Here is a 24,650-nt window from a genome sequence, read left to right as displayed (position 1 = left end):
TCAGACTTGCGCATTCATTTTTTCATCACGAATCGTACGACGTTCGCTACGGCCACACACCGCGATGAAAATTTCTTCCAGTGATGCTTGGCTTGCCGACAAATTTTTGACTCCTGATGCTTCGCCATAACGTGATTGCCAATCGTCGGCCAAATCCTTCACGATCCAGCGAACTTGGCGACCGCTCCGTGACTCGGAAAGCACTTGCCCCTCGGGGGATTCAACCGTTGCGATGGCATCGTCCAGCGTCGCGACGACGATCGAGGTCGACTGTCGCAATACATCCAAAGGTTGGACGAGTTTCAGCTCTCCTTGGTGCAGAATTGCAATCCAATCGGCGACTCGCTCGACTTCACTAATCTGATGACTGCTCAGCAGCACGGTGCGTCCCAATGCGGCGCGGTCCACCATCGATTCCAAAAATTGCCGTCGTACCATTGGATCAAGTCCACTGGTCGGTTCGTCCAAAATCAGTAGCGAGGGATCGTGAGCGATCGCCAGAGCCAGTGCGACTTTCGCCCGTTGCCCCTTGCTTAGACTCTTCAAACGAACGCCATCGGGGACGTCGAATTCCGCGATTAATTTACGATAACGTTCGAGAAATCCCTCGGGATAAAACGCAGACGTAAACCAACCGATTTCCCCTGACGACATCCATTCATAAAGTGCGGGGGCGTCCGAAACGTATCCTATCGATTTGCGAATCTCTAACCCGGATGCGTCACAGGGATGCCCAAGCACGCTGGCTGCACCAAAATCTGGCTTTAGAAATCCGGTCAGAATCCGAATCATCGTCGTTTTGCCTGCTCCGTTTTCGCCGAGCAGTGCGAACACGACTCCCGAGGGCACTTCTAAGTTGACGTTATCAAGCGCCATCGTGTTGCCGTAGCGTTTACAGATATGCCGAAGCGAGATTACGGATTGCATTTGCGTGAGTCCTAGGACAAGGCTTTCGTGGGACGGTAACACATGGGGACGGCGTCAAACCGATTGCAGATCAATCGCATGATTCGTCTCCCGCATTGATCGGCGAACCGAGTTTTGCTTGTTTGGCGAGTTCCGCTTCAAAGAGTTCTCGCAGCTCGTCCGTGGTCATTCCGCCGGCGATGGCGTCCGCAAGCGCACGGCGAACTCCATCGGCAACCAGCGAGTTGCGGGCTTTGGTACAGCGGGCCAATGCATCGCGGCGAACCACCATCCCACGGCCCCGAAGCGGTTCGAGCACGCGATCGTTTTGCAGTTCCTGATAGGCGCGGGCGATTGTGTTGGAATTGATCGCTAAATCGGCTGCCAGTTGACGTACGCTCGGCAGCATCTGGCCACCCGACAACACGCCATCGGCAACCGCTAATTTGACTTGACGAACAATCTGCTCGTAAATCGGGATGTCACCGCTCGTTTCGATCGAAAAGAACATGGCCGCCTCGGAGTACGCCAGCAACGTGATGAATTAACACGATGAGTGAACGTGACGCAGAAAATGATGTGTACTGGTGTCATGGTACACCGTTCGTAGTTGTCGGTCAAATGATGTTCTCAATCTCCGGCGGGACGGCGGATCGGAAAATCAACGCCTTCGTTTCACAAACCACCCGTTGTAGCGGTTTTGATTGGGGGCAATGTGCGATGCGGTGCAGAATATAGGGTTAATGCTTGCGAATGCCGTGTCCCGTACCTACCATGCTTAAGTAGAGGCCTCTGTCCAAAAACGGGCCATTTGTCTGTGCTCGGTATTTTTGGGCTTGGACAATGACTCGGTGGTTCCCGTTTGTCATAATGGGGGGTGGGCCGAGCGACCTATAAAGTATTGTCTGCAATTGATTTCTCATTCGTTTTGGTATCACGCTAGTGAGTCTTTCTGAGGTTGACCGCCAGTTTCTGCAAAGATGTCTTGAGCGTGCTCCGCGCGCCTGGCAGAACTTTGTCGATCGGTTTTTGGGGTTGGTGGTCCACGTGGCTAACCACACCGCTGAATCGCGTGGCATTGCGCTGGATCAATCGACTCGAGATGATTTGGTTGCCGAAGTTTTCCTAGCGTTAATTGCCAACGATTTTGGCGTGTTGCGTCGCTTCCGCCGCAATTGTTCGTTGGCGACTTATTTGACGGTCGTGTCTCGCCGCGTGATCGCTCGCCGTTTGGCAGCGTCGCAAATGGGCTTGCAAACCGCTAGTCAACTTGATTCAGCAAATATTGACACTGCTGCGGACAACGGGCATCAGTCGCGGATCGAAAATCGCGAAGAGGTCCAGCAGTTGATGTTGAGACTCGATCCGCAAGAAGCGAACGTGGTGCGGATGTACCATCTCGAAGGTAAGAGTTACCAAGAAATCAGCCAGAGCGTTGGCATGGCCGAAAACAGTATCGGCCCAGTACTCAGTCGAGCGCGTTCAAAGATGCGCGGCGAAGCCTCGTAGTCTTCGCCCGCAACAGTGGTGTTTAAACGGGTGGTTTTTGCAGCGGTGCGTCGCAAGTAGCCCGGTTTAACAAGAAGCTCGGTTTAACAAGAAGCTCGGTTTAACAAGAAGCTCGGTTTGATTCGAACGTTTCACTCGCTGCCACCGGACGGCTCGCGCCGTGCCGCTAACGCGAAGGGGCGTTGGCCCTCGTGGCCGCGGACGGTTCCAAGGATCAGGCATCCGAGACTAAGACGTACCCACTCTAAGACTCTTCCGCTCGGTATGGCCCGTTATCGCAACGGCGCCAATGATGACGATTCTATTCGTCTATTCGCCGATGGGTTCGATCGTTGCGGACATGCTGCCTTTGCAACGTGCGATGAGTTCATCTTTGCCGAACGCATGAATCTGGTCCCGCTTCAACTCCGCATGCTCAAGCGTCGTGGTCAGGCAGATCGCTTTGCCGCTGTTGTCGACTTCCTTGGCAATTTGGAATCCGGTTTCGATCGGAAGACGAAAAATACTTTTCATCATCAGCACGACGTATTCGTAGCTGTGGTCAGTATCGTCCCACAGCACAACGCTGTAACGGGGTTGCTTCTTTGCTTTGGGTTTCGTGCGGCGGTCGACTTGGGGTTTGGCCACTTCGGGTTCGGCCACCATTGTTTGATGATCTGCCATTGCTGATCACACTCCTTGCAACATTTGATGGTTGTTAACTGGTGTTCCAGTGAATCGTTGTTCTATAAAGTTGAGTTCTGAAAACTTGGCGTTCATTGGCACTGATTTGCATCGGTGCCTCGCCTCCTTTTCATTTTTGTGTCGCTTTGACCGCGCGGCAATCCTGTGATGGTTCCTATCGGCGTGCGAGGTGCTTGCAATCGTGCATCGCAATCCGCGCCGATTTCACAGTGCTGGTTCGACAGGGTCGAAAGGCTGCCCCCCGAAATGGAGGTTTGCCCCGCACTGCTATGGTAGTCTCCGTACGTCATAAAACGTAGGATTACCTCACGTTTTCGTTCTCAGCGACGAAGCTATATTGTAGCGCCGTCCCGCATCGGTCGGCAGTCCTGATTATCACGTTTTTGAGCCTCTTGCGGCAATTTTCGGTCGTGCGGTGGCAAGCTTTAACGACACTTCCGTGTTTTCCCTCGTTCAAAATCCCCTAGTCCGATTTAATGAACTTACCCGACTTGTTGGACACTCTGTCTAAAAATTCAGATCGCCATTTGGACGATTTAGTAGAGTGGCTAAAAATTCCTAGTATTAGCAGCGACACTTCCCATCGCCCTCAGACCGCAGCGGCAGCCGATTGGGTGGCTGCCAAGCTGCAGCAGGCGGGGTTGGAAACCGAATTGGTACCCACCGAGGGGCATCCGATGGTGATCGCCCAAACGCCTGCGGTGCCCGGTGCCCCGGTCGCGCTGGTCTACGGCCACTACGATGTTCAGCCCGTCGAGCCGCTAGACGAGTGGCAATCTCCTCCTTTTGAGCCCGCCATTCGTAACGGCAATCTCTATGCGCGTGGAGCCACCGACGACAAAGGCCAAGTGCTGACTCACGTCCAAAGTGTTTGCGATTGGTTGGCGACCGGACAACCGTTGCCGCTGCAAATCAAATTTCTGATCGAAGGCGAAGAAGAGGTCGGCAGCGAAAACCTGGAACGGATGCTACCGAGTCTCCGCGACCGATTGGCTTGCGATTGCGTCGTGATCAGCGACAGTGGCCAGTACGCCGAAGGCCAGCCCGCGATCACCTACGGATTGCGTGGAATCGCGACCTATGAATTAGAGGTGAAGGGACCGAGCCAAGATTTGCACAGCGGGTCGTTTGGCGGAGCGGTCATGAATCCGGCGATCGCGCTGTGCCATCTCCTCTCGTCGATCGTGGATGCGGAAGGCCGCATTCAAATTGAGGGCTTTTATGACGATGTGATCGAACTGAGCCAAACCGAACGGGACGCTTGGACAAAATTGCCTCAGTCGGATGAGAAGTTTGCTAAAGGCGTGGGCGTCAGCGAGCTGTTTGGCGAAAAGGGGTTCACCACCGACGAGCGACGATGGGCCCGACCAACGTTTGATATCAACGGTTTGCGAAGTGGCCATCAAGGCGAAGGCGTCAAGACGATCATCCCCGCTACGGCATTAGCCAAATTCAGTTTCCGTTTGGTCGCCAACCAAGACCCCACCAAGTTGACCTCAGCAATCGAACGTCATTTGCAGCAGCACGCACCCGTCGGAATTCGATACACATTGAAACCTGATCACGGTGCCCCCGGCATGTTGGCTGATCCCGAGAGTCGTTTTGCGGTTGCTGCGTCCCAAGCGATCGAATCGGCCTTCGGAGTTGCACCGGTGATGATTCGCGAAGGCGGCTCGATTCCTATCGTGACTCGTTTTCAAGATGTGCTGGGATGTGATTGTCTGTTGTTGGGATGGGGATTGTCCGACGACAATGCTCACAGCCCCAATGAAAAATTTAAGATCCAAGATTACCACCGTGGCATTGCGGCGTCGGCGATCCTTTGGGATGAACTCGGAAAACTAAGCGAAAGCAAATAGAGACTATGCTCGATCGAAAATTTATCATTCAAAATGCTCAAGCGGTCAGCGACAATTGCAAGCGTCGTGGTGTCGACTGTGATATTGAAAAACTTGTCCAGCTCGATGAACGTCGACTTGTTACGTTGCAAAATGCCCAGGACTTGAATCGACAAGCCAATGAGGTCAGCAAAGGCATCGGCGGTGCGAAGGATGCCGATGAGCGTCAACAAATGATCGAAAAGGGGCGTCAACTACGCGATCAGAAAGATGCGGCCCAACGCGAGCACGACGAACTCGAACAGCAAATCAGCGAGATCCAGGCTCAGATTCCGAACCTCACGCACCCCGACGCTCCTACCGGCGGCGAGGAAGATGCGAACGAATTGTCGTTTGGCAAAACTGCGAAGCCTAAGTTTGATTTCAAAGCACTCGACCATCTCGAACTGGGCGAGAAACATGACCTGTTCGATTTTGAATCGGGGGCGCGGGTAGCCGGTGCTGGTTTCTACTTTTTGCGAAACGCTGCCGTGCGGCTCGATCTCGCACTGCAGCAGTTCGCTGTCTCGTTTTTGTCTGAGCGTGGTTTTACGCCTGTGACCACTCCCGACTTGGCGCTGACCAGCGTGTTGCAGGGAACTGGGTTCAATCCGCGAGGACCAGAGACCCAAATTTACAGCATCGAAAATACCGAGTTAAATCTTGTCGCGACCGCCGAGATTCCGCTGGGCGGAATGATGTCCGGACAAACGCTCGATTTCGAGAAATTGCCGATCCGTCTGTGTGGTTTGAGCCACTGTTTCCGCACCGAAGCGGGAGCCGCCGGACGTGCCTCCAAAGGGTTGTACCGCGTTCACCAATTCAGCAAAGTCGAGATGTTTGCCTTTAGTTCGCCCGATCAAAGCGACGTGCTGCACGAAGAGATGCGGTCGTTGGAGTGCGAAATTTTTGATCAACTCGAGGTTCCTTACCGCGTCATCGACACCGCCAGCGGCGATCTCGGTGGGCCCGCGTATCGAAAGTACGACCTCGAAGCCTGGATGCCCGGACGTGGTGAGGCAGGTGAATGGGGCGAAGTCACAAGTACTAGCAATTGCACCGACTATCAAGCACGACGATTGAACGTTCGCTTCAAACGAGCCGGACAAAAAGGGACGGAGTTCGTTCACACTCTGAATGGGACCGCGGTCGCGACCGGACGTGCAATGATTGCAATGATTGAAAATCACCAGCGTGCCGACGGCTCGATTTCGATCCCCAAAGTGCTGCAGCCGTGGATGGGAACCGACGTGATTGGGTAGTGCCGCAAGGCCCCCCGAATTCTCGTTGCTTTACTTCTGATTGGCATTGACACCCCGTTCGCTCAGTTCTTAGGTTCCCAATGGAATGAGAAACGGGTTCGATATTGAGCGAATTTAGCCATTTTTGGCGATTTGCTTGATCGACCTATGTCAAGTTGTCCGATTGAGCGAAAGGATGTCGTTCGTTCGGATTCTAGTGGTTCAAGGTAGGCAGGGATGCTTTCAAAACTTGCAAATAACCGTCGTGCCCTCGTGGCCGCTTGTGTGACAGCTTCGTGTCTCTCGCTGGGATGTCGTTCCAGCATGCGACCGTTTAGCATGTTTGCACGGCGAAGCGAGCCATCGGCCGAAGCTCTGGCAGGCACCGGGCCATCGAAAACCTATCCGGCGCCACCAAGTGCTGGGGCAACGCCCGAAGCCATCGCCTCAGTCGCCGGTGGCACCGCGCAACCGAAGACCAACCTGGGCGGCAGTAGCCCAAGTCAATTCGCCAGCGGTGCTCCCAAGACGCCGTCGTTTGGTGCGGGAGACGTCTCCTCTGGCTTTGCGACTCCGGCCTCGGTGAACATGTCGGCGGCACAGGCTAACGGTTTCCCCGGAGCTCCGCAGACGGCATCGTATGCGAATACCGGTACTCCGAAAGCAACAACCTCAGGATACCAATTCGGCAAGAAATCGTTCACGCCGAAGACGCCCGAGTCCGTTGCAACAACTACACCATCAATCTCCACACCATCGACATCGTTGCCTGCTGGGCAACAAGCTCCATCGAGCTACGCCACCACATCGTCGGCGTTTGCACCACCATCTGTGGCAGCATCGGGCAACACATCGGTTGGCACTTCAGCGAACACGTCAACCAGTGCAGGGCCGGCCAGCGGTGGATTTACGCTTCCTAGCGACTTCTCCAATAGCGTTTCCAAGGCAGCGACATCGGCCACCGATGCTATTGGCTCTTGGGCGCCGCCTGCGTTAGGTGCCCCAGTCGCGGCGAGCACACCGGCGGTACCTAGCACCACTTCGGTTGCGGAAACAAAAACAGCGGCTGCGATTAGCAGCACTTCGGAAACCCCGGCCAGCAGTTCATTGCCAGCCAGCGGAAGCGGTTATATGCCAGGCAGCACGGGAGGCTCGTCGGCCTACCCCGCCAGCAAATATCCGACCAGCACCTCGGGTTCGTTCTACCGCTAGTAGATCAATGTGGGATAGGCTTCCAGCCCAGGGCTGTAAGGGTATCGCTGTAGCTTGATTGTTGTGTATTACCGCGTTTTACACTACACGGAGGTTCGCGGTGTCATCTAAAGTCTTTGATCGGTTTGTTAACAAGGCTCCATTTGCCGTCATGACAAGAGTTCTGACGCAAGATTTCATTCGAAGCGATCTTAATCGTATCTTTGATAACAATCGCGAGGCGCAGTACGACTACATCGCCTTGTTTGAGACCGTCGCAGCGACCGTAGCGGATGTGGCGCTCAATTTCAGCGACAACTTCAATCAAGCCTACAGAGAACATAAAGAAGAACTTGGCGTGACGCGTCAATCGTTCTACGCCAAAACCCGAGGCGTAGAGCCAGCCGTTAGTGAAGCAATCGTCAAGCACTCCGCAGAGCGAGCGGTGCAAGCACAAGATGCTTTGGGATTCGTTCCGTGGGAATTACTTCCTGGTTATCGCTGCTTTAGCATTGATGGCAATGTTTTGGCGAAGTCTGACAAAAGACTAAAAGTGCTTCGGGAAGTCAAAGGGGCTCCATTGCCAGGGAAGCTCGTCGCAAGATTTGATTTGCAACGACAAATTTTCGATCAAGTCTATGTCCTGCTTGACGGACACTCGCAAGAGTCGACTTGTTGCGATCGGATCGTTGAAGATCTGGTAGCCAAAGACGTCGTGATTGCTGACCGGCATTATTGCATCGTGTCATTCTTAACTAAGATTGCTCTGGCGTGTGGCTTCTTCGCGATCCGCCAACATGGGCGTTTAAAAGGTGTTTTGCTTGGGAAACGCAAACGGATTGGTCGCATCAGCACGGGCGTCGTCTACGAGCAAGAGCTAAAACTTTCCGCTGCGGATGACGCGATGATCGTTCGTCGGATCACTGTCGAGCTGGACAAGCCCACTCGCGATGGCGACACCGTGATTCATGTATTGACGAATCTTCCCAGCGAAGTTTCAGCCACTGACGTGGCTGAACTCTATCGCCATCGCTGGGAAGTGGAAACTGCATTCAACGTGTTGCAGATGACGCTCACTTGCGAACATTCAGGGATTGGACATCCTCACGCAGCAGCATTACTTTTTTGCATGTCCGTCCTAGCGTTCAACCTCCGGCAGACGATTTTTGCAGTCCTGTATGCAACTCACGAGGAAGAAGAAGTTGACGAGATCAGCCACTTCCACGTCTCGAAGAACGTCTCGGACAAAACCGAGGGCATGCTGATTGCGATCACCGCTGAGGAATGGAGTGAACTGATACCAGCGTCAATGAAAGGGCTTATTTCGCTGCTCACCAAGATCGCTCGCAAGATCGACCTGAGTGAGTATCGCAAATCCCGTCGAGGTACCAAGAAGAAAAAGCCCTATCGATCACGGAACGTTGCATCGCGTCACGTTTCGACGGCGAAGCTGCTAGGATTAACCTAGCAACATACCCTTACAGCCCTGGGCTTCCAGCCTGTCATCAAGCGCAACCTTCCCGTAGCGAAAGTCGCGAAGACTTTCGTCCGGCAGATGCGAAAGTGATGGCGAATTCAATACAGCTGCCATGCCGGATCTCCGCTGCGCTGCGTTCCGGCCTACGGTGCACGATGTGGGATAGGCTTCCAGCCTTTTTATACCCCAAAACATTTTCTTGCCTTTTCTCGTGTGTGTGCGAATGATTCTGCGATTTAGATTTTCATCGCACGGAGGTTGCACGGATGGTTATCGATTGGGTACGGCAGGAATTTGAATCGTTGGACCTGGGCCACAAGCGGCGGGTGGATCGCGTTGTTAAGTTTGTCTCTCAAGCTTCCTCGATCGGCGAGTCGACACCGGACCGTGTTCGTTCCAAAGCTGACTTGAAGGGAATTTATCGCTTAGCCAACAACCCCAAGGTAGACGTGGATCAAATCTTCGACGCACATCATCAGGCCGCTCGAAAGCGATGCGGCGAGCACAAACGGGTCTTTCTGGATCAGGACTCGTCCGAGTTCGATCTGACCAAGCCAAAGCAGCAGGTCAGCGGGGCAGGACCGCTTTCGGGCGGCAAACGTTTTGGCTTTTTCTACCATCCGCTCTACGCCGTTGCTGCCCCAGGCATCCCCTTGGGAGTGGTCGACCAAGTTCTTTGGACTCGTGATGCGACGTCATTGGAAGTGCCAGCCAAGGAGCGCAAAGCCGAACGGCAGCGACGCTGTTTTGAAGAAAAAGAGAGCAGCCGATGGATGGAAATGATGCAAAGCGGCGAGCAAATCGCCCGCTCGATGCCGCAAACTCAGTTCATTCAGCTTTCCGACAGCGAATCGGACATTGGCGAACTGCTGGCCGAGGCGGCGGAGTTTCCAGAGAACTATGGATTCATCATTCGTCAGTGCCGGACTCAGAAGATCGTCGCCGCCGTCGATGCGGTCACCGGCTCGCCGATTGATGATGTCACGACAATTGAAGAGACGCTTTCAAAGGTCGCTTGGCGTGGAGAGAAAACGGTTTCGATCGGTGGCCGAGACGCTCCGGTGCTTCCAGATGATAAGAAACGAGCTCGGAAACAGGCACGTATTTCACGCGAAGCGCTGGTGCAATTTCGCAGCGTGCGCGTCAAAGTTGCCGGAACCGGGCGGTCCAGCACTGGCAAGTTGACCGACACTTGGATCAATGTGGTGGAGTCGCTCGAGGTGGATCCGCCAATCGGTGAAGCCCCGATTAACTGGATGCTTCTGACAACCCTGCCGGTCAGTTCGGCGGAAGAAATTGACGAGGTTTTGACCGGCTACTGTTTTCGTTGGCTAGTGGAGTTGTACTTCAAAACACTTAAAAGTGGGCTTCACATCGAAGACATGAAGTACGAAACATTGGAGCGTTATATACGAGCGTTTTCGATGCTCACGGTCGTCGCTTGGAGAGTGGAGTACCTCAAGGGCGCCACACGTCATGACGGACAGTCGCCCTGCACGGTCTACTTTAGCGAAGACGAATGGATGGCGATCATGATATTTCTAACTAAACGCCCGGTCGATCCGAAGTCTCCACCAACGATGGAAGCGTTCGGAAAATCGATCGCCATCCTAGGCGGCTACATCAACAAAAAATCGCAGGGTCCTGCCGGCTCAAGAACTCTCTGGCGAGGGATGAACCGTTTCTCGACCATCGTTGAAGCGTTCGTTGCATTCAAGCAAATGAGTTTTGGGGTATAAAAAGGCTTCCAGCCTGTCGAGGATGCGATGACAGGCTGGAAGCCTATCCCACAATTACAAACGTCGCGATCATCCAGCATCCGGCGACGCTGCTACCAGCACACGTCGTTGGCATTAAAGATCGGGCCTTCGACACAGGTCCGTTTGTAGTCCCAAGGATCGGGACCTTCTTGGCGAATCTTCGCCACGCATGAGAAGCAGACGCCGATGCCACACGCCATCGGGGTTTCCATCGAGACGTCGCAGTCGACGTTGGCGTCGGCGCAAACGCCCGCTACCTTTTCCATCATGATTTCGGGGCCACAAGTGACGACGCGAATCTTTTCGTCCTTGGGCAATTCAGCAAGTCGTGCTGCCAGTACATCAGGAACCAATTGACGCAGCCCTTCGGACCCGTCGTCGGTGCACAACGTGACTTGGAATTCGGCGGCGCGAAAATCGTCAACGCCCGCCAGTAGTGCCTTGGAGCGGGCTCCGTAGATCAGTTCCACTTTTTTGCTCCAGCCGTTCTCACGCGGCGGGCTGCCAAACGTTTGCGATCCCATCGCCTCGCGGCCAAGTGTCAACATCGGGGTTTGCCCGATGCCGCCCACGGCCATGATCAAGCGATCGCATGCGATGGTGGAAAAACCGTTGCCCAGTGGCCCCCAAACCGTGACTGCAGTACCGAGTGGCGAACTCGCCAACGCCTCGGTCATCACGCCTTTGCGTAGATAAACCAAGTCGATATACGTCGGCGTTCCGGCCGAATCAGGCGTCACGTTGTAGACGGCCAAGGCGCGACCGATCAGCGGAGCATCGGTGCCGGCGAGCCGGATCATTACAAATTGACCAGGCACGACGGTGGACGCGATCGCAGGTGCGGTGATTCGTAACCGATACGTCTTTTCACCAACGATCTCGTTTTGCTCAATCACCGAGTGGACTTGAGACATCTTGTCGGCGTAGTACTTTGCGTGCAACTTGGTGTGTGGCAACTTCGACATGGAACCTACGGTCTTCGTTTCTTTTTCACGTTACGATTACGGGACACTGGAGCCCCTGATTTTCCTGCACCACGAGCCGGTTTTTTCGTCGTGCGACTCGAGCTGGTCGGTCCACTGCCGCTGCGTTTTGTACCGCCACGTGCTGAGGTTCGGCCCGTCGGTTTGGCTCGCTTGGTCGACGCTTTTTTGCGTTTTACCGGCTTCGTTTCCGACTCTTCACCGCCGATGATCACGCCCGATTTCGGTGGCGACTCGTAGCTCGGCGATCGCTCGATGCGGACGCCTCGCTTCTTGGCGACGCCGGATCGTGGTTCAGGCCGTGATCCGGTGCTGCGTCTTGATCCAACCGGTTTTGCGCCCGATGTCTTGGAACCAGTCGACCTTGAACCTGTCGCCTTCCCTGAATCCGTGCGATACTTTTCGGTCTTGTTCTTGGCAATGGCGGTTTTGGATCGAGGCCGCGCCCCTTCTTTGGCGCCTAGCTTGATCGATTCTTCGGCGGCGTTTCGCAGCTTCTTGACTTCGTCACGGCCGAGCACGCGATAGGCACCCGCTGGGACCTCACCCAATCGAAGCGGCCCCACTGCGATCCGGCGAAGCTGTTGGACTTTGTGCCCAAGTCGGGCAAAGATACGGCGGATTTCGCGGTTCTTGCCTTCGCGGAGCGTCACTTCCAACTCGGTTGCTTTGCCCTTCGCCTTGATGATCTTGGCACCTTCGACTCGCACAAAACCTTCGGCGATGTAGATCCCTTTCTCCATCTGCTTCATCGCTTTGACGTCCACCTTGCCGGCGACCACCACGCGATAGACTTTTTTGATTTGATACTTGGGATGAGCGAGCTTTTGAGCCAATTCGCCATCGTTAGTTAGCAGGATCAACCCTTCGCTGCTGCGGTCCAAACGTCCCACCGGGAACACCCGTTCCGTCGGTGGCACCATATCGATCACCCGCGGACGACCCTGCGGATCCGAGTTCGTCGTGACTACGCCGACCGGTTTGTTGACTGCGTAATAGACGAGTTTCTGAGCACGCAGCGCAGTTCCGTCGACATAAACCTTGGCCTCTTTGGGATCAAAGCAGCTGCCCAATTGGTCGACGATCTTGCCGTTGACCTCGACGCGTCCTTCGATGATCAATTCTTCGCACTGTCGCCGACTGCCAAAACCGGCTGCGGCCAGCAGTTTTTGCAAACGAATTTCAGCTCCCTTTTCAGGCGGTGCGTCATCGCTGGATGAGCGGCGGGGGGACTTCGATTTTTTGGAGCTTGGGCGTGGCATTCGTGATCTCGGACCGTCGACGGGAAATGGGACGGGGCGGAAAAAAAGTGTCACGTCGTCAAGCGTGCGATCAAGCTCCGAAAATTAGCTTCGAAAAGTGCTTGGCCGTTGAAGCAGGACACTTGTTTCTCGCCTCGTCCCTATCGACAAAAGGTACCAGAACGAAGCCCCGCTGTGACGGAGGGGATTTTTGAATCGCCAAAGAAGTTTGGGGAAAGTAGGCAAAAGGGGCTCGAGCGGGTTGCCCTTGGGGGGGCCGTGACCTTTCCCGTGCTCAAAATCAATTGATGCCCCTGCTTTGCCTACCGATTTCCGCGACCGATTCCGCTGTTAGCGACCCAGCCATGGCATCGCATCGGGAATCAAGCGGTTGCGAACCGGTTCGGGCAGCGGTTGCTGGTAGCTCGGAGGCCGCGACGCAGCCTCGTACGGTGCGATGTCGTTCTGCGGAAAGGGGTCGTGAACGATCGCGTTCGCTTGCTGTTCGTTCATCGTGCCCGCAGCAGGGAACCATCCGCCCGCTCGGCATCCGGCCAGCGATATGAATAGCAGGGCGGTGCCGACCAGGGTCGAAATTTTGAGTTGAGAGTTTCGCATGCGTCCGATTCCATTGGATTGCCACGGTGGGGCAATGCGCTCATCCGCAAGCAAACTACTGCTTTTAGCAAGTCGCGACCCATCTGTGGGAGAGTACGAAGTCTGGTAGGAGGCTGCCAAGAGGAACTTTGGGAGGATGGCAGCTGAAGGGGGAGTTCGATCCTTCGATCTGTCTCATCGAATCAACGCCACCCCCATATTCACTCTCCTCGCGATTTGCTAGCAAGATAAGCACTGGTGGGGGACGATCGTGTCGATTATCGCGTCCAATGCGCTCCACTTTGTTAGCGCCCGCGGCGCAAGCCGTCTGGTTGCAGCGAGTAAAACGTTCGATTTAGGCCGGGCGGCTCGCGCCGCACCGCTACATAAACCACCCGCTTAGTGAGGGTGTCGATGCCATCGGGCGCGGGCCGTTTCAGACCGCGATCATTTCCAGCGCGGTGCTGTTTTCTGCCAAATCGACTCGAACGGGGCCAAGTGCGGCGGGCAGTAACAACGAATCGCCGGTGGCGAGCTGTATTTCCTCGTCATCGGTCGTTAGCGTGGCGGTGCCTGCGGGAATGGTGATCAAGTGAAAATGGTCATCGTCACCAAACTCTTCTCCCCGCTGAGGTTGCGAACCGCTATGGAAGACCCGCAGCACAAATTTGTTGCACATCACCAAGGTTTGCCAAGCATGAACGTCCTGCTTGACGCGGATCGGGTGGACCGGGCCCCGCTCAAAATCAGTGACTTCGATTCCTTGCTGAATATGCAATTCGCGAGAATTTCCCTGCGAATCGACTCGATTCCAGTCAAACAACCGGAATGTGGTATCGCTGGATTGTTGGATTTCGGCCACCAGCAATCCTTCGCCCAGCGCGTGCACGGTTCCAGCCGGAATAAACACGCAACTGCCTGGTTCAGGGTGAAATTGATGCAGCACCTGCTCGGCGGTTCCCTGCCCGATCGCGTTTCGCAGATCCGTTTCACTGACACCCGATTTCAGCCCCGCATAAACGACGCTATTCGGCTTGGCAGCGACGATATACCATGCTTCCGTTTTACCCCGATCGGGAATCGTCATTTTTGCCGCGTAATTGTCCGACGGATGGACTTGAACCGACAACACCCGATTACAATCGAGGTACTTTAGCAGCAAAGGAAATTGTTCTTCTTCGGCCTCCCCCATCAGCCATTCGCGATGGTTTAATAGGAGTTCGCGAAGGCTTTTTCCCGCTAAGGGGCCCGATTCGACGATGCTTTGGTCGGCCCCATGATCGACAACCTCCCAGCTTTCCGCGTAATTTGCATCCTCGCCAATCGGTTTGCCCAATTGTTCACCGAGCAGCCGCCCACCCCATAGGGTCTGTTTTAAAACGGGCTTGAAGCGAAGCGGATATGGTTCAATCATGGACACAAATCGAAGCTTTCAGGTTTTTCGAGACTTGAATTACCGATGGTGACATCGATAACCAACAGGCGTTGATAGACTAGTGCGGAAGTGGGCGGAGCGAGTGACGTTTAACGGCGTATTTATTTCACGTTGCTCCTCCCGTCAAGACAACTTCGCTAGCAATTAACACCGCACCTCAAGCGTTCAAAATTGCAATCCTTTCCGACTTTTAACAAAATTATCTATCGTGGATCGACCGTCACTTCCTAAAGACGACCTCTTTGAAAACTCAACGATGACCTTCGGGCAACACCTCGAAGAGTTAAGGTCAAGTCTGGTCAAGGCAATTATTTGGCTTGGGGTCGGCTTGTGCGTTGGACTTTTCTTTGCCAATGACGTCATCCGGTTCATTCAAACACCTCTGCAGAACGCGATCCAGCAATTTAATGCGGACCGCGACTTGACCAGCTTAGGCTATTCCAATCTGAATGACCCTGAAATTCAGCCTCTTCGCGATTTCTTAATGCAGAACGCGCTGGTTTGGGAGACGATCTACGAGATTCCCAAAGAGCTGCAGACTTTGGCGCCCGATTCGATCGAGTCGAATCAGGATGCGGCCGAAGGGGGTGATGCTCCCGTCGTGACCGTCAAACCCTACGTCATGAAAGAATTGCTCCGGAATTTGCCGGACCCCTCGGCCCTGAAGCCCAAAATTCAGCTGCGTCAGAGTAAAACGAGCGTCAGTTCGCTGAAGATCGAAGAGCCGTTCATGATCTGGGTCAAGGCAGGCTTGATTGTCGGAGCCGTGCTGGCTTCGCCGATGATCCTGTATCACCTTTGGACGTTTGTTGCCTCGGGACTGCATGCCCACGAGCGCCGTCATGTGTATTTGTACATGCCGATCAGCGTGATCCTATTCAGTAGCGGTGTCGTGCTGGCGTTTTTCCTGGTGCTGCACTATGTCCTCACCTTCCTGTTGGCGTTTAACGGCAGCATGGATGTGGCGGTCGAGCCGCGGTTGACCTACTACGTCAACTTCGTCTTGATGCTGCCGCTTGGGTTCGGGATCGCGTTTCAATTGCCACTGGTGATGTTGTTCCTGCAACGTATTGGACTTTTTGAAACCGAAGCCTACATCCAAAGTTGGAAAGTGGCGGTGTTGGTCATCTTTGTAATGTCGATGTTGCTCACCCCGGCGGATGTCACCAGCATGGTTGCCTTGGCGGTTCCGCTGATGTTCCTGTACTTCCTGGGGATTTTGATGTGCAAATTCATTCCACGTGGACGTGGGCTGGGTAGCGCAGCATACGATCCTGCGTAACAATCCCCCTGCGTAACAAGCCATGCGGCACTTACGAACGCACCAAGATTCGCGTTGCCAGCAATCGTGTTTCCCGGGTATCCTAGGCGAAAGTTTCGCGAGGGCGTTTCCCTCCGAGACGCGGTCACTCGGTGCGCCAGGCGACCCCCTCGCCGCTGCTACTACGAATGGAATCGATTGTTATGCCAAGTCTCGTCAAGGATTGGACCGCCCGCGCCAGCCATCATGTTCAGAAAACGATCGGCTATCGATTTCTTCGCACCAAGCGATTTGGCGTCGATTGGCTCGACGATGCGGCACGCATCGCACGCGAAGGCTGGCATCCATCGTTTACCAAGTTAGATGTCGTCTTTGATGTCGGAGCAAACGTCGGCCAAACCGCGTCCAAGCTGGTACAGCGGATTTCACCCAAATCGATCTATTCCTTCGAACCGGTTGAATCGACTTTTGCCGAACTGCAAGTCAACACGAAGACCCTGTCCTCGGTCCATTGTCTGAATTTTGGACTCAGCGACGTTAACGCCAACAGTTCGATTCATATCTACGAATCCAGCGTGTACGCGTCGACTTGTGATCGCACGCCAGTGATGTCGCCCGAGAATGAAACGTTCTTGCGGACCGAGACGATCAAGCTGAAAACGCTCGACAAAGTTCGAGCCGAGTTGGGCGTTGAGAAGATCGATCTGCTGAAAATTGACACCGAAGGGGCGGATTTGCGGACGATCCGTGGCGCCCGCGAGTCGCTGCAAAGCAAGTCGATCGGATTGATTGTGTTTGAGTTTTACCGTCCCTCGGATGCAACGGGAGCAAGCGGGACTCTGTTTCCCGTGGACGAAGCACTTGTCTCGCACGGCTATCGCTTGGTCTCGTTTTACACCGACTACGTTCATTCGGATCGGTCCACCGGCATCTACAACGCACTCTATATGCCCGAGCCCGAGTAGTCGCTGATAAATTTCACCATAGTGGGATAGACTTCTAGCCTAGTGAGGATGCTTTGACAGGCTCGAAGCCAATCCCCCATTTTGTCGACGTCCCCGAACGACAGACCCCCGATCTCGCTCACCAACGGCAGCCTGCGGGAATCGTTGGAAAACGCGGAATATATCATAGTGTCGTCTTGCCGATCTGACGCCTGGAATGCGGTTTGTACTGGGGTGGGGCCTGGCTCGGGTCGTTAAACGCTCGCTAATTGCATGTTAAAGGGGGTTGCTTGGGGTGTTGCGGCTGATAATATGATTCAATTGACTTGGCCTGCTCGTTTCCTTCCACCGCCTCGATCAGCGATCCAGCGATACCACTTGCATGAACCCGATCGATCCACCTCGACTGAATGGCGAATCGCTTGGGGCGGTCCGTTTTAAATCCTGCCCCGAGGATTTTCAGGTCGAAGAACTGCTCGGTTTCGAGCCCTCCGGCGACGGCGAGCACTGCCTTGTTTGGGTCGAAAAGTCCGAGCGAAATACTAATGATGTAGCGACGCTATTTGCTAAAAAACTTGGCATTCGAAAACGCTTGGTCAGCCATTGTGGAATGAAAGACAACCACGCCGTCACCCGGCAATGGTTCAGCATCCATTTGCCAGGCCAACCGTCGCCGACCGCAGACGACTTGGCTGACGACGGCATCCGGATCTTGGAAATCACTCGCAATTTGAGGAAGCTTCACCGCGGATCGCATGATGGCAATCGATTCATCATCCGGCTGCGTGAGTGTGAGTTTTCCGAAAGCGAGGCGAACGAGCGTTGGCAACAAATCAGTGATCGCGGGGTGCCAAACTATTTTGGGCCTCAGCGTTTCGGTCGTGACGGCGGAAACATCGATCAGGCTCGCCGATTTATGTCAGGCGAACTCGAAGTCCGCGACCGTCCACTTCGAGGTATCCTGATTTCGGCGGCGCGTAGTTTCATTTTTAATGCCTGTGTGGCCCAACGAGTCGAGCAGGGCAATTGGGACACTCCGCTCGATGGCGAGGTGTTTGGATTCGCTAATAACCGCAGTTTGGTGTTGCCTGGAAACTACCGCGGGGATGAAGCCGAACGAGTCCGTCAGAAACGACTTGAACTGACGTCGCCGCTGTGGGGTCAGGGCGATCTGCTCTCGCAGAATCAAGTCAAGGGATTGGAACAGAGCGTGGTTCAGCGTCATCCCGAGATCATCGATGGACTGGCGTCGTTTAACTTGCAACAAGAACGCCGCGTCATGCGGTTGCGTCCTTTGGAGTCCCGTTTGGTTTGGGAAAATGACCGTACCCTCGTCTTACGATTTGATCTGCCCAAAGGGACGTATGCGACTACCGTGCTGCGTGAATTGGCCGATTGCAACTAGGCATTGCCTGATGGCTGGACCGCTATCCCTATGACTCTCTTCAATTTCCTTCCTTCTCACTGGATGCTTGGATTGATGAATCGCTTTTTACTTGTCCTGTTGACGTTCGCGTGCTGTCTTGCCTCACGCTCGGTTGTATCCGCAGTCGAGCGGCCCGACATCGTGGTCTTCCTGTCGGATGATCACACTTGGCGTGACTCGTCGGTGTATGGATCGGACGAGATTGACACACCGAACATGGCTCGAGTTGCCGCGGCCGGAATGACGTTCGACCAAGCGTTTGTCGCGTCGCCCGCATGCGCGCCTAGTCGTGCGGCGCTTTTGACAGGACTGTACCCCGCCAACAACGGTGCCGAACCGAATCATTCGCGTCCTCGAGCCGACATCAAAAAGTTGCCCGCCTATCTGCAGCAACTCGGTTACGAAGTCGTCTCGTTTGGCAAAGTCGGGCACTACAAACAGACGCCCGAATATGGCTTTGATCTCGCTCAGAACTTTAACTACCACGAAGACGTTGCGGTTCCCAATGCACTGAAATGGTTGCGAGAGCGTGACGACTCGCGGCCACTGTGTTTGTTCGTTGGTACCAATTGGCCGCACGTTCCCTGGCCCGAACAGACGGGCGAATTTAGTGCCGACAATGTTCAAGTTCCCGCCCATCATGTCGATACACCGCAAACGCGAGCCGCGCGTGCCGAATACCTTGCCGCCGTGCGGATCATGGACACAGAGCTTGGCCAAGTTTTCGATTTGGCTCGCGAAAAACTCGGCAACGACACCTTCTTTCTGCACACCAGCGACCATGGGGCGCAGTGGCCGTTTGGCAAGTGGAATCTGTACGAAGAAGGAATTCGTACGCCTTTGATCGTCAGTTGGGCTGGGCATATCCAGCCCCACACTCGTTCGGATGCAATGGTTTCGTGGATTGATATTTTGCCCACGCTGGTCGATGTTGCCGGTGGCGAACCGCCATCAACGATCGATGGACGATCGTTCTTGCCTGTGTTGAGCGGAGAGCAGAATAAGCATCGCGACGTGATCCTGACGACGCACAGCGGCGATGGTGACAAGAACATCTTTCCGATCCGGTCGGCTCGAACAAGCGACGGATGGAAATACATTCGCAACCTGTATCCCGAATTTCGTTTTACCAGCCACGTCACCGAAATCGCCGGGCGAGCGGGTTATTGGGAAAGTTGGGTGGAGCAGGCATTGCACTCGCCGCAAGCTAAGCGGAAAGTCCAGCGATACTTGCAGCGTCCCGCCGAAGAACTCTATTACTTAGCAGACGACCCTGCCGAGCAAAACAATTTGATATCGGATCCATCGCAAACCGAGCGAGTCGAAATGTTGCGTGCGGCGGTCGATCAATGGACTGCTCAAACGCATGACACGTTGGCGTACTACAACACGCCCAAGCCGATCGTTTCGGACAAAACGCCGAACATCGTCAACGTCTTTATCGATGATATGGGATGGTCCGACGTTTCCTGCTTCGGTGGCGATGTCGTCCAGACGCCTCATATTGATCGATTGGCAGGCGAAGGAATCAAGTTCACACAATATTACGTCAACTCACCAATCTGTTCCCCATCGCGAGTGGCGTTGACGACCGGACAATATCCTCAACGTCATCGGATTAGTTCGTACTTGTCCAATCGCCATGACAATCAAGAACGAGGAATCGCAAATTGGCTTTCCCACAAAGCTCCGGTGCTTGCCCGTGAACTCAATGCGGCCGGTTATGCGACGGGCCATTTTGGGAAATGGCATATGGGTGGCCAGCGGGATGTAGGAGACGCACCGTTGATCGATCGCTATGGATTCGATCGCAGCTTGACCAATTTCGAAGGGCTCGGGCCGCGAGTCCTTCCGCTCAAAGACGCCTACGATGGTCGCGAGCCTCAGCCGCACGACTTGGGATCCGCCAATCTCGGTCAGGGACCGATTCGGTGGGAGGATCGCAGCGTGGTGACGGCCGCGTTCGTCAGCGATGCGGTTTCGTTTATCGATCAGTCGCAAGTGCTGAAGAAGCCGTTTTACATCAACCTGTGGCCTGATGATGTGCACTCGCCCTTCTTTCCGCCAAAGGTGCTGCGGAATGCGACCGGGGAAACAAAACGCGAGTTGTACTACGCGGTGCTCAAAGCGATGGACGAACAGCTTGGCGTGTTGTTTGACCGAATTCGCAACGATCCCGATTTGAAAGATAACACGTTGATTGTGTTTTCATCGGACAACGGGCCCGAGCCGGGGGCGGGATCGGCAAAACCACTCCGCGGTACAAAAGCGTTTTTGTATGAAGGAGGCATTCGATCGCCGTTGATCGTCTGGGGGCCGGGGATTTTGGCCGATGATACGGCCGGCACCGTCAATTCGAGTTCGGTGTTTTCTGCAATCGATCTGAATCGCTCACTGTATTCGATCACCGGGACGCCGCTGCCCGAGAAAGCGGTTTTGGACGGCGAAGATTTGCACGAGACGTTGCTTGGTAATGCGAGTGAGAGTCGCACTGCGCCAATCTTTTGGCGGCGACCACCTGATCGCCCTGGCACGAAACAAAAGCCCAATTCGGATCTAGCATTGCGTGAGGGGAAGTGGAAGTTTCATCTGAACTACGACGGCAGCGGCGCTGAACTGTACGACCTCAGTACCGATGTATCCGAAAGCAACAATGTCGCCAATTCGCACGCGGATCTTGTTGCACGGTTCAAGAAAATGCTGCTTGCCTGGAACAGCGAATTACCCAAGGACGCGGGCGATCCCGCGTTCAAGCAAACCCAATCAACCTCGGCACTACCATCGACGCAGTTTGTTAATCCGATTGCCGAAGGAGCGGATCCTTGGTTGGTTCGCGATCCGAATGCGGAGCGTTACCTATGGTGTTTTTCCGATGGCAACCGCGCGATTGCGATTCACACCACCGACAAAATCACGTCACTCGGTGAAAAGCACATCGTTTGGCGAGCCCCTGAAACCGGGCCGTATTCGCAAGAAATCTGGGCACCCGAGTTGCATTACCTCGACGACCGTTGGCACATTTATTTTGCAGGGTCCGATGGTAAAAACGAAAACCACTTGGCCTATGTGTTGCGTTCGGAGTCGAAGGATCCGCTGGGGCCGTACAAGCTGCATGGTCCGTTTGCGACCGGCGACGGCGATGATGGACGCTCACCGAATCTGTGGGCCATCGATATGACGGTGCTTGAACATCACGGGCGGCGGTATGCGATTTGGTCTGGTTGGGATGCGCCCGGAACCGATCAACAGTATCTGTACATCGCGCCGATGAAATCGCCGACGGAGTTAGCCGGACCTCGCGTTCGCATTTGTGATAACGATGACTATCTGTGGGAACGTGTCGAACCCAAGCCGAGTGAACGCGGACTCGCCGAGGGACCGCAAGTGCTGAAACACGGGAAACGCACGTTTGTGATCTATTCATGTGGTGCGTCGTGGTTGCCAACTTACAAACTTGGACAATTAGAACTCGTTGGCGACGATCCGTTGGATCTCGCTTCGTGGCAGAAGAACGAGAAGCCCGTTTTCCAAGGAACGGCGGAAACCTACGGCGTCGGGCATTCCTGTTTCCTGCAAACGATCGACGGAAAACAGTGGTGGCATGTCTTTCATGCCAAACGCGATCGCGAGCCAGGTTGGCGACGCGGCGTGTTTGTCCAGCCAATGCGATTTCGTCCTAATCATTCGCCGATGTTAGGTAAGCCTGTCGCTGCGGGAGTGCCGTTGGATCGTCCCTCCGGTGAGACAACTTCCAAAGTGAAATTGCCTTGGGAAGCTTCGCTGAAGAATCCCGCTGGGCTAAGCGATGGAAGCTATTTCGGGCACCACCAATTCATGGATCATGATGACGCGGGAGTGCATCTAGGCGTGGTCCCCGAAACGCCGATCAACGCATACCGAAGTGGCGAGAAATGGATGCTCGGCGGGGAGATTTCTGAGGACTTTGAAGTCGAAGTTACGATCGATTTTCGAGGCGATGCGGAGGCTCGTGATGCAGGATTGTTGTTCCGCACGACTGCCGCTGCGGTCGGTTATGACGCCCAGCGAGGGTATTTCGCTGGTTTGATTCCGCGAGACAATCGCGTAATCTTTGGCCGCACTGATGGCCAAAATTGGCGTGAAATTGCTCGCGTGGATCTGCCGATTGACCCCAGTATTACGCATCGTTTTCGGGTGCGAGCCAAGGGAGATCGCTTTGATGTGTTTGACAATGGCAAGCTCGTTTTGACCAGTCGTGATGCTCGCTACGCGGGGGGCAGCGTCGGATTGCGGGTCGTCAACACTCATGCCGTCTTTTCGGATCTGGGTATCAAGCCGTTGTAATCGCTAGGATCGTATTCTTCCGAGCTGAAGTGGCTTTCTTGACGGTGGATTGCAGGCCGAGTTTCCGTATTCGGAATTTCCGGTGCTACACTCGGGATTCCCATTCGCGGAGCTAATTCCCTTTGCCCCGGCTCAGTCATGCATCTGCAATCTTTCTTGTTGGTCGTTCTTTCGCTTAGTTGTGGTTCGCTGCCTGCCGGCGAAGTCGACATGACGCGAGCTGTCTTGGCGACGCTCGGTATGATCACGGCTTGGTGGATTCTCTGTCATGTCGCCGCACGGACAACGTCACGGCAAGTGATGGCAGGAAATATACAGCCGATCCAAGGGGCTCAGTGGCTTGAAACCCAATTGGATATCTTTCGTTGGCTCAGCCTCGGCGTCGTCGTCATGTGTCTCGGTGGTTTTGGCTTGGCGAGAAGTCTTGACACCATCCCTGTGATTCAAAACTCGATGTTCTTGCAGGCCCTGGTGTTATTGTTCCCCGGGCTGGCGCTTGCCGCAGCGAGTTGGTCGGCCGAACATCGTTATGGCGTGGTGCTTGATTACACCGAACGCGGTTTGGTTTCACACCTGTGCAGCATTTTCAGTTCCTTTCGCAGCGGAATGGCTTGGTTGGTCGTTCCGATTTTGATCTTGTTAGCTTGTGGCGACGCGATCACGCAGTTGCCGATCAGCGAAGTCCAAGCGGGCTGGGTCATGGGCGTCTCGCTTCTATTGTTTCTGGGTGCCGGGATGCCTTGGTTGGTATCTCGTTTGTTCAAGACCTGTCCACTCGATGCAGACACGGAAATTTGGGTGGCCAACGTGTTATCCGCTGCCGGATTGCGTCGAACCAAGATGGTGCGTTGGCAAACCGGTGGCAATTCTTTTAACGCATTGATCACCGGCTTTGTTCCTCCACTTCGCACGTTGTTGCTGTCGGATCGATTGCTCGATGATCTTCCGCGAGAACAGGTCGCGATGGTGGTGCTGCACGAAGCGGCTCATTTGCGTCGCCGACATGTACCGCTGCGGATGCTGTCGATTTTGCCCGCGTGGGGCATCGGAGCTTTGGTTACCCGGATAGCCGGCGATCAGAGTTGGGCAATGGCAGCAGGAAGTGTCGTCGCGATCTCATTGACGCTAGTCATGTTACGATTGGTCGCCTATCGCACCGAGTTTGATGCCGACGTCCAGGCATGCCGCTTAGCGGAAAAGATTGCGTCGTCGGTGGACGATGTGCCCGCCAACTATGCTGCGGCTGCCGAGGCGCTTAGCCGTGCTCTAATTCGCGTCACCGCCGATCACCCGGCAGCACGCAAACCGACTTGGCTTCACCCAGGCGTGGTCGATCGAATTGAATGCATGCGTCGCCAACGGATCATCCCAAATAGAAGTAGCGTGACCGCAGGAACCATCGCAAACCCTGTGTAACCGTGGATCAGCACCAATGTATGCATGGTCGAGGTGGATGTGATCGGCATCATGCATCCAAACACGCTGGCGATGGAAAGCAGGCTAGTCACGATCGTGGTCCAAAATCCGACTTGCAGTAATGCATTGGATCCCTGAATCCCCAACGCTTGGCCGAGTAGCAAGATCGCCAACACGGGCAACAGCGTGACCACTCCGCCGCTGGCCATCATATGCAGGATCAATGTCTTGCCCGCCAAGTGATCGCCCAGCAGTGCAGGCAGCGCCGTTGCGGCAAGAATGATCGTGCAGACAACGACGACGAACAAGCAGATTTGTGTGGCGAGTTTGATCATGGCTTCAAGTGGGGGATGTGCTGATGGAGCGGTCGTCGGTGAAT

At 54.7% G+C, this 24,650-nt stretch carries 19 protein-coding genes; 11 read left to right on the top strand and 8 right to left on the bottom strand.

Annotation, left to right across the window (positions count from 1 at the left end):
- Both SH528x_RS30215 and SH528x_RS30210 read right to left on the bottom strand, forming a co-directional pair.
- Nucleotides 1-927 carry an ABC transporter ATP-binding protein gene (locus tag SH528x_RS30215; protein WP_442507145.1) on the bottom strand — a complete coding sequence of 309 codons (927 nt, stop codon included), beginning with the start codon at nt 925-927 and terminating at the stop codon, nt 1-3.
- A gap of 70 nt (nt 928-997) precedes the next feature.
- Nucleotides 998-1,417 carry a GntR family transcriptional regulator gene (locus SH528x_RS30210; RefSeq protein ID WP_442507144.1) on the bottom strand — a complete coding sequence of 140 codons (420 nt, stop codon included), beginning with the start codon at nt 1,415-1,417 and terminating at the stop codon, nt 998-1,000.
- Between the two features lie 431 nt (nt 1,418-1,848).
- Between SH528x_RS30210 and SH528x_RS30205 the strand changes: the two genes are divergently transcribed.
- The gene (locus SH528x_RS30205; protein WP_442507143.1) at nt 1,849-2,415 is read left to right on the top strand and encodes a sigma-70 family RNA polymerase sigma factor; all 567 of its coding nucleotides are present in this window, start codon (nt 1,849-1,851) and stop codon (nt 2,413-2,415) included.
- Nucleotides 2,416-2,724: 309 nt separating this feature from the next.
- On the opposite strand, the gene SH528x_RS30200 is transcribed toward SH528x_RS30205, so the two are convergent.
- Nucleotides 2,725-3,078: an ATP-dependent Clp protease adaptor ClpS gene (locus tag SH528x_RS30200; RefSeq protein WP_442507142.1), complete on the bottom strand. Its 354-nt coding sequence runs from the start codon at nt 3,076-3,078 to the stop codon at nt 2,725-2,727.
- A 497-nt stretch (nt 3,079-3,575) separates the two neighbouring features.
- Between SH528x_RS30200 and SH528x_RS30195 the strand changes: the two genes are divergently transcribed.
- The 5 genes from SH528x_RS30195 (at nt 3,576) to SH528x_RS30175 (ending at nt 10,624) form a co-directional block, all read left to right on the top strand.
- The gene (locus SH528x_RS30195) at nt 3,576-4,958 is read left to right on the top strand and encodes a dipeptidase (RefSeq protein WP_442507141.1); all 1,383 of its coding nucleotides are present in this window, start codon (nt 3,576-3,578) and stop codon (nt 4,956-4,958) included.
- A 5-nt stretch (nt 4,959-4,963) separates the two neighbouring features.
- Complete coding sequence (gene serS / locus SH528x_RS30190) at nt 4,964-6,238, top strand: serine--tRNA ligase (RefSeq protein ID WP_442507140.1); 1,275 nt, start codon at nt 4,964-4,966, stop codon at nt 6,236-6,238.
- 303 nt (nt 6,239-6,541) lie between these two features.
- Nucleotides 6,542-7,429 (top strand): hypothetical protein, encoded by an 888-nt coding sequence (locus tag SH528x_RS30185; RefSeq protein ID WP_442507139.1) that lies wholly within the window; start codon nt 6,542-6,544, stop codon nt 7,427-7,429.
- 100 nt (nt 7,430-7,529) lie between these two features.
- Complete coding sequence (locus SH528x_RS30180; RefSeq protein ID WP_442507138.1) at nt 7,530-8,876, top strand: transposase; 1,347 nt, start codon at nt 7,530-7,532, stop codon at nt 8,874-8,876.
- A 275-nt stretch (nt 8,877-9,151) separates the two neighbouring features.
- Nucleotides 9,152-10,624 carry an IS4 family transposase gene (locus tag SH528x_RS30175; RefSeq protein WP_442507137.1) on the top strand — a complete coding sequence of 491 codons (1,473 nt, stop codon included), beginning with the start codon at nt 9,152-9,154 and terminating at the stop codon, nt 10,622-10,624.
- Between the two features lie 92 nt (nt 10,625-10,716).
- Here the strand turns inward: SH528x_RS30175 and SH528x_RS30170 are convergent, their stop codons facing one another.
- From SH528x_RS30170 to SH528x_RS30155, 4 genes are all read right to left on the bottom strand, one after another.
- Nucleotides 10,717-11,610 carry a dihydroorotate dehydrogenase electron transfer subunit gene (locus tag SH528x_RS30170; protein ID WP_442507136.1) on the bottom strand — a complete coding sequence of 298 codons (894 nt, stop codon included), beginning with the start codon at nt 11,608-11,610 and terminating at the stop codon, nt 10,717-10,719.
- A gap of 5 nt (nt 11,611-11,615) precedes the next feature.
- Nucleotides 11,616-12,890, bottom strand: coding sequence for a pseudouridine synthase (locus SH528x_RS30165; RefSeq protein ID WP_442507135.1), 1,275 nt, complete (start codon nt 12,888-12,890; stop codon nt 11,616-11,618).
- Between the two features lie 330 nt (nt 12,891-13,220).
- A complete protein-coding gene (locus SH528x_RS30160; RefSeq protein WP_442507134.1) occupies nt 13,221-13,487 on the bottom strand; it encodes a membrane or secreted protein in 267 nt (88 codons plus the stop codon).
- Between the two features lie 415 nt (nt 13,488-13,902).
- On the bottom strand, nt 13,903-14,880 hold the full coding sequence (locus SH528x_RS30155) for a type I phosphomannose isomerase catalytic subunit (RefSeq protein WP_442507133.1): 978 nt from the start codon (nt 14,878-14,880) through the stop codon (nt 13,903-13,905).
- A gap of 229 nt (nt 14,881-15,109) precedes the next feature.
- On the opposite strand from SH528x_RS30155, the gene tatC reads away from it, so the two are divergent.
- The 5 genes from tatC (at nt 15,110) to SH528x_RS30130 (ending at nt 24,271) form a co-directional block, all read left to right on the top strand.
- On the top strand, nt 15,110-16,183 hold the full coding sequence (gene tatC, locus SH528x_RS30150) for a twin-arginine translocase subunit TatC (RefSeq protein ID WP_442507132.1): 1,074 nt from the start codon (nt 15,110-15,112) through the stop codon (nt 16,181-16,183).
- Between the two features lie 182 nt (nt 16,184-16,365).
- Nucleotides 16,366-17,127 carry an FkbM family methyltransferase gene (locus tag SH528x_RS30145; protein ID WP_442507131.1) on the top strand — a complete coding sequence of 254 codons (762 nt, stop codon included), beginning with the start codon at nt 16,366-16,368 and terminating at the stop codon, nt 17,125-17,127.
- Nucleotides 17,128-17,488: 361 nt separating this feature from the next.
- Nucleotides 17,489-18,511: a tRNA pseudouridine(13) synthase TruD gene (gene truD / locus SH528x_RS30140; protein WP_442507130.1), complete on the top strand. Its 1,023-nt coding sequence runs from the start codon at nt 17,489-17,491 to the stop codon at nt 18,509-18,511.
- Nucleotides 18,512-18,586: 75 nt separating this feature from the next.
- On the top strand, nt 18,587-22,855 hold the full coding sequence (locus tag SH528x_RS30135) for a sulfatase-like hydrolase/transferase (RefSeq protein WP_442507129.1): 4,269 nt from the start codon (nt 18,587-18,589) through the stop codon (nt 22,853-22,855).
- A gap of 138 nt (nt 22,856-22,993) precedes the next feature.
- Complete coding sequence (locus SH528x_RS30130) at nt 22,994-24,271, top strand: M48 family metalloprotease (protein WP_442507128.1); 1,278 nt, start codon at nt 22,994-22,996, stop codon at nt 24,269-24,271.
- Here the strand turns inward: SH528x_RS30130 and SH528x_RS30125 are convergent.
- Entirely contained in the window at nt 24,172-24,606 is a 435-nt protein-coding gene (locus SH528x_RS30125; protein ID WP_442507127.1) for a hypothetical protein, read from the bottom strand. The genes SH528x_RS30130 and SH528x_RS30125 overlap by 100 nt on opposite strands.
- Between the last annotated feature and the right edge of the window lie 44 nt (nt 24,607-24,650).

Origin of the sequence: Novipirellula methanifontis (assembly GCF_052161655.1) — a bacterium.
Taxonomy (GTDB): Bacteria; Planctomycetota; Planctomycetia; order Pirellulales; family Pirellulaceae; genus Novipirellula.
The sequence above is the reverse complement of the archived record's forward strand: the minus strand, read 5'-3'. Positions and strand labels throughout refer to the sequence as shown.

Bases quoted from the DNA above. Each gene is read 5' to 3' on its own strand.
- serS (WP_442507140.1), top strand. From the start codon at position 4,964: ATGCTCGATCGAAAATTTATCATTCAAAATGCTCAAGCGGTCAGCGAC.
- SH528x_RS30155 (WP_442507133.1), bottom strand. From the start codon at position 14,880: ATGATTGAACCATATCCGCTTCGCTTCAAGCCCGTTTTAAAACAGACC.
- SH528x_RS30175 (WP_442507137.1), top strand. From the start codon at position 9,152: ATGGTTATCGATTGGGTACGGCAGGAATTTGAATCGTTGGACCTGGGC.
- SH528x_RS30125 (WP_442507127.1), bottom strand. From the start codon at position 24,606: ATGATCAAACTCGCCACACAAATCTGCTTGTTCGTCGTCGTTGTCTGC.
- SH528x_RS30200 (WP_442507142.1), bottom strand. From the start codon at position 3,078: ATGGCAGATCATCAAACAATGGTGGCCGAACCCGAAGTGGCCAAACCC.
- truD (WP_442507130.1), top strand. From the start codon at position 17,489: ATGAACCCGATCGATCCACCTCGACTGAATGGCGAATCGCTTGGGGCG.
- SH528x_RS30185 (WP_442507139.1), top strand. From the start codon at position 6,542: ATGCGACCGTTTAGCATGTTTGCACGGCGAAGCGAGCCATCGGCCGAA.
- SH528x_RS30160 (WP_442507134.1), bottom strand. From the start codon at position 13,487: ATGCGAAACTCTCAACTCAAAATTTCGACCCTGGTCGGCACCGCCCTG.
- SH528x_RS30135 (WP_442507129.1), top strand. From the start codon at position 18,587: ATGAATCGCTTTTTACTTGTCCTGTTGACGTTCGCGTGCTGTCTTGCC.
- SH528x_RS30165 (WP_442507135.1), bottom strand. From the start codon at position 12,890: ATGCCACGCCCAAGCTCCAAAAAATCGAAGTCCCCCCGCCGCTCATCC.
- SH528x_RS30130 (WP_442507128.1), top strand. From the start codon at position 22,994: ATGCATCTGCAATCTTTCTTGTTGGTCGTTCTTTCGCTTAGTTGTGGT.
- SH528x_RS30195 (WP_442507141.1), top strand. From the start codon at position 3,576: ATGAACTTACCCGACTTGTTGGACACTCTGTCTAAAAATTCAGATCGC.
- SH528x_RS30215 (WP_442507145.1), bottom strand. From the start codon at position 927: ATGCAATCCGTAATCTCGCTTCGGCATATCTGTAAACGCTACGGCAAC.
- SH528x_RS30210 (WP_442507144.1), bottom strand. From the start codon at position 1,417: ATGTTCTTTTCGATCGAAACGAGCGGTGACATCCCGATTTACGAGCAG.
- SH528x_RS30170 (WP_442507136.1), bottom strand. From the start codon at position 11,610: ATGTCGAAGTTGCCACACACCAAGTTGCACGCAAAGTACTACGCCGAC.
- SH528x_RS30145 (WP_442507131.1), top strand. From the start codon at position 16,366: ATGCCAAGTCTCGTCAAGGATTGGACCGCCCGCGCCAGCCATCATGTT.